12 protein-coding genes are annotated in these 11771 nt (G+C 44.7%); 8 read left to right on the top strand and 4 right to left on the bottom strand.

Annotated elements, in window-relative coordinates; all coding sequences use genetic code 11:
* The first annotated feature begins 86 nt into the window (after positions 1-86).
* From FTT75_RS02160 to FTT75_RS02140, 5 genes are all read left to right on the top strand, one after another.
* Positions 87-1679 carry a peptide chain release factor 3 gene (locus tag FTT75_RS02160; RefSeq protein ID WP_005095608.1) on the top strand — a complete coding sequence of 531 codons (1593 nt, stop codon included), beginning with the start codon at positions 87-89 and terminating at the stop codon, positions 1677-1679.
* 107 nt (positions 1680-1786) lie between these two features.
* Positions 1787-2611, top strand: coding sequence for a hypothetical protein (locus FTT75_RS02155; protein ID WP_159138495.1), 825 nt, complete (start codon positions 1787-1789; stop codon positions 2609-2611).
* Positions 2612-2660: 49 nt separating this feature from the next.
* On the top strand, positions 2661-3623 hold the full coding sequence (locus FTT75_RS02150; protein ID WP_005095611.1) for an RsiV family protein: 963 nt from the start codon (positions 2661-2663) through the stop codon (positions 3621-3623).
* Positions 3620-4444 (top strand): TatD family hydrolase, encoded by an 825-nt coding sequence (locus tag FTT75_RS02145; protein ID WP_100357524.1) that lies wholly within the window; start codon positions 3620-3622, stop codon positions 4442-4444. The genes FTT75_RS02150 and FTT75_RS02145 overlap by 4 nt, the downstream gene beginning before the upstream one ends.
* A gap of 128 nt (positions 4445-4572) precedes the next feature.
* Positions 4573-5379, top strand: a complete 807-nt coding sequence (locus tag FTT75_RS02140) for an enoyl-ACP reductase (RefSeq protein WP_005095616.1) — start codon at positions 4573-4575, stop codon at positions 5377-5379.
* Between the two features lie 212 nt (positions 5380-5591).
* Here FTT75_RS02140 and secB read toward each other — a convergent pair whose 3' ends face one another.
* From secB to rsgA, 4 genes are all read right to left on the bottom strand, one after another.
* A complete protein-coding gene (secB, locus tag FTT75_RS02135; RefSeq protein ID WP_004278389.1) occupies positions 5592-6050 on the bottom strand; it encodes a protein-export chaperone SecB in 459 nt (152 codons plus the stop codon).
* A 38-nt stretch (positions 6051-6088) separates the two neighbouring features.
* Positions 6089-6346, bottom strand: coding sequence for a glutaredoxin 3 (grxC, locus tag FTT75_RS02130; protein ID WP_100329331.1), 258 nt, complete (start codon positions 6344-6346; stop codon positions 6089-6091).
* Between the two features lie 18 nt (positions 6347-6364).
* A complete protein-coding gene (locus FTT75_RS02125) occupies positions 6365-6772 on the bottom strand; it encodes a rhodanese-like domain-containing protein (RefSeq protein WP_005095619.1) in 408 nt (135 codons plus the stop codon).
* 93 nt (positions 6773-6865) lie between these two features.
* Positions 6866-7924 carry a ribosome small subunit-dependent GTPase A gene (rsgA, locus tag FTT75_RS02120; protein ID WP_100329243.1) on the bottom strand — a complete coding sequence of 353 codons (1059 nt, stop codon included), beginning with the start codon at positions 7922-7924 and terminating at the stop codon, positions 6866-6868.
* A 124-nt stretch (positions 7925-8048) separates the two neighbouring features.
* Between rsgA and orn the strand changes: the two genes are divergently transcribed.
* The 3 genes from orn (at position 8049) to FTT75_RS02105 (ending at position 11767) form a co-directional block, all read left to right on the top strand.
* Positions 8049-8606 carry an oligoribonuclease gene (gene orn, locus FTT75_RS02115; RefSeq protein ID WP_004278381.1) on the top strand — a complete coding sequence of 186 codons (558 nt, stop codon included), beginning with the start codon at positions 8049-8051 and terminating at the stop codon, positions 8604-8606.
* 456 nt (positions 8607-9062) lie between these two features.
* The gene (locus FTT75_RS02110; protein WP_005172727.1) at positions 9063-9833 is read left to right on the top strand and encodes a ThiF family adenylyltransferase; all 771 of its coding nucleotides are present in this window, start codon (positions 9063-9065) and stop codon (positions 9831-9833) included.
* Between the two features lie 98 nt (positions 9834-9931).
* A complete protein-coding gene (locus FTT75_RS02105; protein ID WP_180185852.1) occupies positions 9932-11767 on the top strand; it encodes a tetratricopeptide repeat protein in 1836 nt (611 codons plus the stop codon).
* The last annotated feature ends 4 nt before the right edge of the window (positions 11768-11771 follow it).

The following is an 11771-nucleotide window of genomic DNA, read 5'->3' as shown; positions in this document are numbered from 1 at the left end:
GCTTTAGAAATCTGCTACAATATCGCCAATTTTCATATTGATCGTTTTTGATCTTGAGCACTGCGGTTCTGCAGTAGGTATTTTCCATGAGTTTTAAAGATGAGTTAGCGGCGCAGGTCGCTCAGCGACGTACATTCGCCATTATTTCCCACCCCGATGCCGGTAAAACCACCATGACAGAAAAGCTGCTGTTATGGGGGCAGGCGATTCAGGTTGCAGGTATGGTGAAAAGCCGTAAGTCTGACCGGGCCGCTACATCGGACTGGATGGAAATGGAAAAAGAACGTGGCATCTCGATCACGACCTCGGTGATGCAGTTCCCGTTCAAAGACAAGATGATCAACCTGCTCGATACCCCGGGACATGAAGATTTCTCGGAAGATACCTATCGTACCTTAACCGCCGTCGACTCGGCATTAATGGTGATTGATGGTGCAAAAGGGGTGGAAGACCGGACCATTAAATTGATGGACGTGTGTCGTATGCGCGATACACCGATTATTTCTTTTGTTAACAAAATGGACCGTGAAATCCGTGAGCCACTCGAGCTTCTGGATGAAATCGAAAACGTTCTGAAAATTAAATGTGTTCCGATCACCTGGCCATTGGGTACGGGGCGTGATTTTGCCGGTGTATTTAATTTAATCGAAGAAAAATTCTACATTTACAAAACCGGTTTTGGTTCAACCATTCCTACAATCGAAATACGTGATGGTTATGACTATCCGGATCTTCGTGAGAAAGTTGGTGAGCTGGCGTGGGCTGCATTTGAAGAATCACTTGAACTGGTGCAAATGGCCAATGAGCCATTGGATCGTGAAGAATTTCTGGCAGGCCGTCAAACGCCGGTATTGTTCGGTACAGCCTTAGGTAACTTTGGGGTTGACCATGTGCTGGATGCCTTCAGTCAATATGCACCGCCGCCGAAGGCCCATCCTACTCAGGCTCGTGTTGTCGAAGCTGATGAAGAAGGCTTTAGCGGTTTTGTCTTTAAAATTCAGGCCAATATGGACCCGAAACATCGTGACCGTATTGCATTCATGCGAATTTGTTCAGGTAAATATGAAAAAGGCCTGAAAATGAAGCATGTACGTCTGGATAAAGATGTGCGGATTAGTGATGCCTTAACCTTCCTGGCCGGTGACCGCCAGCATCTGGAAGAAGCGTGGCCGGGCGATATTATCGGACTGCATAACCACGGCACCATTCAGATTGGTGATACCTTTACTTCAGGTGAAAAGCTACAGTTCACAGGTATTCCGCACTTTGCACCAGAAATGTTCCGCCGTGTACGCTTAAAAGATCCTTTGAAATCGAAACAGTTGCAAAAGGGCCTGAAAGAGTTGTCTGAAGAAGGTGCAACACAGGTATTTATGCCACAGCATAATAATGACCTGATCGTGGGTGCAGTGGGCGTACTTCAGTTTGAAGTGGTGGCGTATCGTTTGAAAGAAGAATATAAAGTTGACTGTGTTTACGAACCCGTGAACATCAATACTGTTCGTTGGGTGTCTTGTGATGACGAGAAAAAATTTAACGAATTTAAGAAAAAAGCCCACGACCAGTTGTCAGTCGATGGCGGTGGTCACTTGACTTATCTTGCGCCAAGCCGAGTGAATTTACAGCTCATGCAAGAACGTTATCCGGACATCGTGTTCCATAATACGCGCGAACACTAAACTTTCAGGTATTCAAATATCGTCTAAAAATATCAAACAGCTTCTCCGGAAGCTGTTTTGTTTTATGTTACATTTAAACTATTCATAACCTGATAGATTGTTTAAAAATGAAGTTCAGCAAGGAAGCCGCCCTCGGTGCTGTCATTGGTTTAAGTCTTGTCCTGAGTGGCTGTGATAAAAGCGAAAAAGAACCGGAACTTGACCAGCCGGATGGAAAAACAACGCCAGTTAAGCAAAGTGCCAGTATTTTGCCTTACCTGAATATTCAAGAACAACCGGCCAAGATCGCCTTGCCATTTTGTGAAATCAAAAACTGTATCAATGTCGATATCCAGACTTTATATACGGCTGATCCCTGGATGAATCACTGGATCGAAAAACAGCAGGCCAAGGTAATTCAGGATCAAATTGGCTTAAAACAGGATATGAGTTTACAACAGGCAATGAATGCCTATGTGAAAAAATCGGATGCCTGGCAGGCTCAACTCCAGCTCAATCAGGCTTATGAATTATCGCTGTATACCCGCATTCCCTATCAGCGTAATCAATATGTCTTGCTGCAAATTGGTATTGATAGTAAACAGGAAAATATCAGTGTGTATGAGCGCTATTATTTTTTTGTAGTCGATCGTCAACAGCAAAAAATGCTGACTCCACTGGATATTATCGATCCCAAACAACAGTTGTTAATGGATCAGATCATTCAAACCGCTTATGAAAAATGGTTAAAAGACAATAATCACGAGGTTCAGCAGCAAGCACCGAAAAAACTGTATTGGGGGCAGGCTGAGTGGTTCTTCGATCAGGAAGGGATTGGTCTGCATTATCGTAGTCATGACATTAGCAAAGATGCCAAACAACTGGATATCTATTTAACAAAAGAACAAACACAACAGGTCTTGAAAGCCGAAGTCTATCGGAATATGTTCTAAAGGTCGTAATCCTCTCAGGATTAATTACACGTTTTGAAAAGGGTAATGAATGCCAAAATATAAGAATATTTTTTGTCTATCGATACTGGCATCCGCAGTTTTACTGAGTGCATGTCAGCCGAAGAGCAATGAGCCGAAAGAGCCGACTTCTCCTGAAGTGGTACAAACCGAGCCAGAAGTCCTGAAACTTAGTGGTGATACCGAAAAACTCAAGCTGGTGATTCCAGAGTGTGAGGGTAAAAACTGTCCGGAAATTTCGATTGAACGCCTGAACAGTAATCAGCGCTTTATTGATGAATGGATCGATCAGCAGATTTTGCAACAGTTAAAAAATATCCTGTCTGTCGATGCGATTGAGCCGGCAAAAGCCACTGCTGCCAGTGAAGCCGAAGTGGCTGCTTCTGAACCAAAAACAGCCTTATCGACGGTCACTACACCAAAACAGCAGCTTGAGCAGCAAATTCAGCCTTCTATGCAGACCTTCTTGAATCTGGACAAGGAGCTCAAAGCACTGAGTGCCAGTCATAGCATTAGCCTGATGATTAAGCCCAAGATTCTGAATTCGGGTGATCCATTGGCGACTGTGGTGCTAAACAGTAGCCATTATCTGGGAGGTGCGCACGGAGCATCTGCACAGCGCTATTATAATTTTGATCTTGAACAGCAAACACTGGTCAAGCTGGATGACATTATTGCCGAGAAGCAAAAAGCCAAACTCGAAGCACAGGCATATGAGGCTTTTAAAGTCTGGGTCATGGAGTCCAAGCTGGCAAAAGATGTCGCTGAATATGAACAGGCCTGGAAGTTCACACTGACCGATAATTTTTATCTGGCCCAAGAAGGTTTGATCTTACAATATGCCGAATATGAAATCGGACCTTATGTGGTGGGTTTGCCGCGCTTAATGATTCCTTATGCGCAGCTACAAGGCGTGCTAAAACCGCAATATCTGCCGCAAGCTGAAACAGCAGCCTCCGAGGCACAGCCAGCGTTAGCATCTAAAGCCGAATGAAGTTAAAACTGTTCGATACGCATACCCATTTTGATGTTCCCGATTTTGATCATGATCGGGAGCAACTGGCGTATGCGGCCAAAGCGGTAGGTGTGGAGCATCTGGTTTTAATTGGCTTTTTGCAAAACCGCTTTCAGGATTTGTTAAAAACCCATCGTTTTATCAATGGCTTGAAAGATGCACCGCATAGCCATTTGGCACCCGGCTTGCATCCATTTTATATTGAACAGCATCAGGCTGAACATTTACATGATTTAGAGCAGTTGCTTAGAGTTGAACAATGCATTGCCATTGGTGAAATCGGTCTCGACACATTTTTAAAGCAGCATAAACAACCTGAAATTTTTCAAAAGCAGCAAGATTTTTTCGCTGCACAAATTGAACTGGCACAACAATTCGATAAGCCGATTTTGCTGCATATCCGTAAATCACATGCAGAAGTTTTACAAATTTTAAAACAGCATCAGTTTAAACAGGGTGGAATCGCACATGCCTTTGGCGGAGGTGTCGAGGAAGCCAAGGCTTTTGTCAAGTTGGGGTTTAAGCTTGGTGTTACTGGTCAGATTACCAATCCGAATGCCAGGAAACTGCATCAGGTGGTACAGGCAGTCGGTGCAGAACATCTGGTGCTGGAAACCGATTGTCCGGATATGACGCCGTTATGCTGTCAACAGTCAGGTGAGCAACGTACCCGCAATACACCTGCCAACTTGCCTTATGTACTGGAAGGTTTGGCACAAAGCTTAGGGCAAGATCAAGCCAAATTGGCACAGCAGCTCTGGCAGAATACCCATCAGGTTTTGAATTTGGCCGATGAATAATGCCGGTTTTTATTGCTCGGCTGTATCTGCTGTAATTGGGTATCTGTTAAAAAAAAGATGCATTATGCAATTTCTAAAATGCCTCAGACTTGGCATCATGCATATATATTATTTTAGGTGAGATTCACATGGCACAAGGACTTTTGGCGGGTAAGCGCTTCTTGATCGCGGGTATTGCGAGTAAATTATCCATTGCTTTTGGTATTGCTCAGGCATTACATCGTGAAGGTGCTGAATTGGCTTTTACTTATCCAAATGAAAAGCTGAAAAAGCGGGTAGATGACTTTGCTGAACAGTTTGGTTCAAAACTGGTTTTTCCTTGTGATGTGGCGGTAGATGCTGATATTGATAATGCATTTGCTGAGCTGGCGAAACACTGGGATGGTCTGGATGGCGTAGTGCATTCTATCGGTTTCGCACCGGCGCATACTTTGGATGGCGACTTTACCGAAATCACAGACCGCGAAGGTTTCAATATTGCACATGACATCAGTGCCTATAGCTTTATCGCGATGGCACGTGCGGCAAAGCCTTTGCTACAAGTTCGTCAAGGCTGCCTGTTAACGCTAACTTATCAAGGTTCTGAGCGCGTAATGCCGAACTATAACGTGATGGGTATGGCCAAAGCCTCTTTAGAAGCCGGTGTTCGTTATTTAGCTTCGAGCTTGGGTCAGGAAGGTATTCGTGTCAATGCCATCTCTGCGGGTCCAATCCGTACTCTGGCTGCTTCAGGCATTAAATCATTCCGTAAAATGCTCGACTTAAATGAAAAAGTTGCGCCATTAAAACGTAATGTAACGATTGAAGATGTCGGCAATGCAGCATTATTCCTGTGCTCGCCATGGGCCAATGGCATTACCGGTGAAATCCTGTATGTCGATGCCGGTTTCAATACCGTGGGTATGAGTGCTGATTTAATGGCGGATGCGGAATAAAAGTCTATTCTCTGCCGTGGGGGGAGAGTTCCTCCCTTTTTTAAAGGAAGGTTAGGAGGGATTATTTTTCTTTAATCTCGCTAAACCCTTTCTTAAAAAAAAAGAGTGAATGAGCAAAATCCCCCTCATTCCCCCTTTGATAAAGGGGGAGTTCACTCAAGGCCATAAAAAAGACCGCATAAGCGGTCTTTTTTAGATTTGCAGGACAGCGATTAAGCCTGACCATCTACAGCGGCAGTTTGTGCACGTTGCATATTGGCTTCAAATTCAGCATCGAAGTTGATTGGGGTAAGCAGCAACTGTGGGAAGCTACCTTTAGTCACCATATCATTCACTGCTTCACGCAGGAACGGGAACAGAATGTTCGGGCAGTATGCGCCCAGGATGTATGGAAGACGCTCTTCTTCAACGCCATCTACCAAGAAGATACCGGCTTGAGTCACGTCGACGATAAAAGCAGTATCACCTTCATTGGTCGCTTGAACAACGACTTTTAAAGCCACTTCAAAATGAGTCTCATCAATTTTTTCTGCAGAAGAAGAAAGGTTGATGTTGAGCTCAGGTTGCCATTGCTTGGTAAAAACTTGTGCCCCAGGAACCTCAAAAGAAATATCTTTGGTATAAATACGCTCTAATGCCAATTGTGGTTGAGCTTGTTGTTCTTCACTCATTCTTTGATCCTTAATATAAAGTGATGATTTTAATAGAATTAAGCCAGTAATTCATCGAGTTTGCCTTCACGCTCTAAAGCATAAAGCTGGTCGAAACCACCGATGAATTGATCCTTAATAAAAATTTGTGGCACAGTGCGGTGATTGGTACGCTGCATCAATTCAAGACGTACTTCAGGTGCTTCTTGAGATAGATTAATTTCTTTATATGCGACACCTTTGCGCTCAAGCAACTGTTTTGCACGCACGCAATAAGGACACACAGTCGTTGAATAAACAATAACGTCAGCCATGATCAATCTCCTGTTCGTGGATTATTTGCTTTTCACCAAAGGTAAACCCTGGGCTTTCCAGTTGCTGATGCCGCCATCAAGACGGTATGCATCGGCATGACCCACTTGTTGTAGCGCAGTACCAGCCACCTGTCCAAGGTTACAAATGAACACCAAAGGGCGATCAGATGCTTTCAGCTCTTCAACATGCTTTGTAATCTGGCTATATGGAATGTTACGGCTGCCGCTGATATGACCTTCACGGAAGTCTTTGGCATCCCGTAAATCAATCAGCATGGCATTTTTTGCTTTGACTAAAATTCCCAGCGACTGCGGAGAAATTTTACGACCGTTACGTTGACCTTCGATAATGAAGAACAAAACTACCAATACCGCGAGTGTTCCAAATAAGAAGGGGTGATTCCCCATAAACTCGAACCAACGTTCCACAATTCACCTAATTACAATTTTAAAATTGCCAAGAGTATAGCTCATAAATATGGTGATCAAAATCACCGCTTCAAGGGTTGAGGCACAAGAAAATTAATTTTTTTGCTGTGCTTCAGTGATTTCATCGATTAAACGTAAATAGCTGTCCAGTCGGCGCGGTAAAATTTCACCCGCACTCGCGGCCTGACGTAAAGCACATTGTTTTTCATGCTTATGCGTGCAGTTCCGGAACTGACAGTGTCCGAGCAGGTTTTCAATTTCAGGAAAACCGATTTGTACCTTATCTAAAGTCAGATGCCACAGGCCAAATTCACGAATTCCCGGAGAGTCAATCAGGGCAGCGCCTTCACCAAAACCGATCAAACGGGTTGAGGTGGTGGTGTGCTGACCGAGTGCCGAGTTTTCCGAAATAATATTGGTTTTCTGGGCAGCATCCGGCACGATCGCATTGATCAGCGTGCTTTTACCGACACCCGATTGACCGACAAAGGCCACCGTTTCATTTTCCAGACGATTGGACAATACAGTCAGATCACCATCGGACTGGGTTTGCATTACTTCATAACCGAGGTCTTGATATTCTTGTAGCAGAGTCAGAATCGGATCATTTTCTTTGAGCAAATCGGCTTTATTCATCACCAGCAGTGCGGGAATATCGGCATCGGCACAGGCCACCAGATAACGGTCGATCAGGCCCGGTGCTGGCTCAGGCAATGGTGCAAACACAATCACAATCAGTGAAATATTGGCCGCTACCGGTTTAACCTTGTGATAGCGGTCAGGACGGGTCAATAAGGATTTACGTGGATGAATCGCCGTAATAATCCCCAATCCGGTATTCGGATCGGCTTGCCATTTAACCCGGTCACCCGTGACCAATAAATCCAGATTGGTTCGGGTATGACAGCGCCAGACACTGCCCAATTCAATTTCTTTCCAGAAAGGTTCAGGCTCGCCATCGGCAACCACAGGTTTTTCAGGGTGAATGTCAGGAGTAGACAAAGCTTGCACTTCAAGTTGGCGGCCGTAGTGTTGCACTACCAAACCTTCCAGATCACTGGAGGTATCGAGATCTTCTTGACGTGTTTTCTGTTGTTTCTGAATGCGGCGCTGTTGTTGCTCTGTCAGACGACGCTTACGTATTAAGGCCATTCATATCCTAAAAAACCGGGTAAATCAGATGGCAAAAATAGCATGAAGCAGCCCCCGAATGACACCCAAGATGTAATTAATTTGCTACTATAGTTGTTTTTAAACCCAATAAGATTGCACATTTATGAGCAGCACCGCTGATACCCGCCTGATTTGGATTGACCTTGAAATGACAGGTCTAGACACAGACAATGACCAAATTATTGAAATTGCGACGATTGTAACCGATGACAATTTGAATATTCTGGCAGAAGGTCCTGTGCTTGCGGTGCATCAGCCTGCACGTCTGTTAAATGCCATGGATGAGTGGAACACTCGTCAACATGGTCAATCGGGTCTGATTGAACGGGTGCGTCGCAGTAAACTGACGGCTCAGGATGCAGAACAGCAAACTATTGAATTCCTGAAGAAATGGGTCAATCCAAAATCATCCCCGATGTGTGGTAACTCGATCTGTCAGGATCGCCGTTTCTTGCATCGCCTGATGCCTGAGCTGGAGCAGTATTTCCATTACCGTAATCTGGATGTCTCTTCAGTGAAAGAGCTGGCAAAACGCTGGCGTCCAGAAATTATGAGTGGTCTCAAGAAAAATGCTTCGCATCTGGCGATGGATGACATTCGTGATTCAATTGCCGAACTGAAATACTATCGTCAATATTTCTTTATCATGAATAAAGACTAAGTTTAGATGGATTGAAAGAGGCGCAAGCCTCTTTTTTTATGAGATTGATGCTTTTTTCTTTTGATATAAACTCTCAATCAGTTCAAATATCACCCAGGATATCAGTACCAAAATCAGATGGGTCTGGGTTTCATGGCGATCTAGGATCACATATCCGAATAGGCCTAAAATCAACAAACGAATAAAAATACTCAGCGCATAGTTTTTCTGTTTTTGGCTACTGTAAAAATAAAAATGTAGAGTGATCAGTATAAAATTGAGAGCCAAAAGAGCATTGATCAGCACAGTGTTTGACTCCCATATTTAAAGTTTTATGTATGAATTTTATCCAATTATAAATGTTCCTGAATTTATCTTTCTGATTTTGCTGATAGATTTTGTATCAAAATTTTAGAAGCAGTAAAAAAATGCTGACTTTGCTAAAATAAGCCGTGATTTAACAGCTATTGATGACTTATGACTGAACTGCTTCAAGACGATGAATATGAGCGCCGCTTTGCGGGTGTTGCCAAAATTTATGGAGAAGACAGCTTCAGCCATTATGAAAAAAGTCATGTGATGGTGATTGGCATCGGTGGTGTCGGTTCTTGGGCAGTAGAAGCGCTGGCACGTAGCGGTGTGGGCGAGCTGAGTTTGGTCGATATGGATGTGGTGGCGGCATCCAATATTAATCGTCAATTGCCTGCCATGAGCACGACCTTGGGCCATGAAAAAATTGCAGTGATGGCCGAGCGTTGTCATGCCATTAATCCACGGATCAAGATTAATCTGATTGATGACTATCTGACGCCGGAAAATATCAAAGAAATTTTAGCAGGTAATCCTGATTTAATTCTCGACTGTATTGATGATGTGAAGGCCAAATTTGCCTTGATGCTGCATTGTCGCTTTAACAAGATTCCCTTGATTGTGTCGGGCGGGGCAGGCGGTAAACTGGATCCCCTGAAAATTCGTGTCGCAGACTTATCTAAAACCGAACAGGACCCGATGCTGGCCAAATTGCGTGCCCAGTTACGCGGCAAAGGTATTTGTAAAAAACCTAAAGAAAAATTCGGCATTACCTGTGTCTATTCAATCGATAATCCGTTCTCGAGTGCCGATGTCTGTGCCAGTGCCGGCTTGCGCTGTGGTGGTTATGGCTCTGCCGTGGTGGTGACATCAAGCTTTGCCATGGTCGCTGTGGCAGAAGGCTTGAAGAAGCTGGATAGTAAAAGAGCAAAAGCCTGATTTACAAAATAAAAAGCACAAGATATGTGCTTTTTTTGAGACGGCGTTTAGAATGAAAGGATTCATTTGCAGAACAAAAATAATGTTTTGGAGCAGTTATGTGGTTCTTGCTGGTATTGATTTTGGGGATAGGGGCCTTGGGGATTTGGATGTGGAAACGTCCGGATCCGGTAAAACGTGATCAGGCCAAAGCTGTGCAGCATGATCTATGGATTGAGCAGCTTGATGCACAGCTCAAGCATGCGGCGCGCTTGAGTTCAGATCCTGAACATCCGAATTATGCACGCGCCTATCAGATTTACCAGAATCTTGCCCAGCAACAGGAAATTCCACAGGCTTATGTCGGCATGGGGCTGATGCATTTGCAGGGTCTGGGACATGCGCAAAATACGGAAACAGCCATCAGTTATCTCGATAAAGCCTTTCATCTGGGCAGTGATGACGCAGCTTATCATCTAGGGCAGATTCATGAGGAGCAACGCTATCAAATGGCTGACCCGGAAAAAGCGCTGTACTGGTACCGACATGCCGTAGCCCGTGGCAATCTGGATGCCCAGTACCGCATCACTGAACTTTCTTCCACTACAGAAACAAATCCAGAAGAGAAGAACGCTGAACAGCAGCGCTTGGCCTTACTCATTCAAAATGCCGGGCAGGGACATAGCAATTCGCAGTATCAACTGGCGCAGTATTATTTAACAGATTCAGCGGCTCAAGATTTGGTTCAGGGAATTCATTATCTGTTTTTAGCTGCGCAGCAAGATCATCTGGCTGCCAATCAGCAGATCGCCGATGATTATGCGCGTGGACAGAGGCTGCCCCAAGACCAGACTCAAGCCCTGCAATTTATTAAACGCTGTATCAGTCTTGGTGATCAAAAAGGTCTCTATGATTATTATGCTGGCGTACTGCAAGGCCGTATCGATACCGACCAGCGTCAGCGCGTGTTCCAGCATTTGATGCAGCAGTCCAAAGAACATGCCGATGCGCATTCCAAGACTTTAATTGGACTGGCTTATTTTCATGGCTGGTATGTCGATAAAAATGAAACCATGGCGTTTCGTTACTGGTCTGAAGCTGCCAATACTCAGCATCCGCCCGCTTTATGCATGATTGCCGCGCTGTATTTTGAACAGCATCTAGTGGCTTATGAGCCGCAAAAGGCATTTGAATTATATCAGGCAGCATTTCAGCTCAGTTCCGATGATGCTTATGCACAAATGGGTCTGGCACTGTGTTATTTAAATGGCATCGGTACTGTAAAAGACACAGCCAAAGCCACCCGCATGATTCAGGCAGTGGCCCAGCAATACTGGCAGATCGAGGCTCAGTCTGAGGCAGATTTAATTTATGTGGTCGGGCGTTTTTATAGTCTGGCGGAATATCCATTGCCGACACACGACAAAGCCATTCAATATCTGAATCAGGCGGTTGCGAAAGGCTCCAAGGAAGCAGCCTGGTTCCTGTATCAGGCTCTGTCAGGTCTTTATCCGGTCTTTATCCTTAATCCAGAGCAGGCCAATCGTTATCTGCATCAGGCTGCACAACTGGGACATGCACAGGCACAGGCAGAATTGGGCTTGGAGTATCTTAAAGGAAAACAGATTGCGCAGGATATTGCCTTAGGTTTGAGCTATCTGCAAAAAGCGGCTGCTCAGCAGAATAGTGTGGCACTGAATGCGCTGGGGGAAGCGTTTGAAAATGGCATAGGCACTGAGGCAAATATCGAACAGGCGGTACAGTATTACCGTCAGGCGGCAGCGCAGGTCAATGCCGATGCTTATAGTCATCTGGGACGTTTATATACCAAGGGAATTGGGGTGGAACGCGATATTGGAGTCGCGCGGGACTGGCTGGAAAAAGGCAGTTTGCTCGAGCATGAGCGATCAACTGAATTATTGAAAAATGTGCATGCCTATTTAGAAATGAAGTAATTTT

It is taken from the genome of Acinetobacter sp. YH01008 (genome assembly GCF_013420435.1).
Taxonomy (GTDB): domain Bacteria; phylum Pseudomonadota; class Gammaproteobacteria; order Pseudomonadales; family Moraxellaceae; genus Acinetobacter; species Acinetobacter pseudolwoffii.
This window is presented reverse-complemented; position numbering and strand designations above follow the sequence as displayed.

Coding starts and splice junctions, on each gene's coding strand:
- FTT75_RS02160 (WP_005095608.1), top strand. CDS start 87: ATGAGTTTTAAAGATGAGTTAGCGGCGCAGGTCGCTCAGCGACGTACA.
- FTT75_RS02155 (WP_159138495.1), top strand. CDS start 1,787: ATGAAGTTCAGCAAGGAAGCCGCCCTCGGTGCTGTCATTGGTTTAAGT.
- FTT75_RS02150 (WP_005095611.1), top strand. CDS start 2,661: ATGCCAAAATATAAGAATATTTTTTGTCTATCGATACTGGCATCCGCA.
- FTT75_RS02145 (WP_100357524.1), top strand. CDS start 3,620: ATGAAGTTAAAACTGTTCGATACGCATACCCATTTTGATGTTCCCGAT.
- FTT75_RS02140 (WP_005095616.1), top strand. CDS start 4,573: ATGGCACAAGGACTTTTGGCGGGTAAGCGCTTCTTGATCGCGGGTATT.
- secB (WP_004278389.1), bottom strand. CDS start 6,050: ATGAGTGAAGAACAACAAGCTCAACCACAATTGGCATTAGAGCGTATT.
- rsgA (WP_100329243.1), bottom strand. CDS start 7,924: ATGGCCTTAATACGTAAGCGTCGTCTGACAGAGCAACAACAGCGCCGC.
- orn (WP_004278381.1), top strand. CDS start 8,049: ATGAGCAGCACCGCTGATACCCGCCTGATTTGGATTGACCTTGAAATG.
- FTT75_RS02110 (WP_005172727.1), top strand. CDS start 9,063: ATGACTGAACTGCTTCAAGACGATGAATATGAGCGCCGCTTTGCGGGT.
- FTT75_RS02105 (WP_180185852.1), top strand. CDS start 9,932: ATGTGGTTCTTGCTGGTATTGATTTTGGGGATAGGGGCCTTGGGGATT.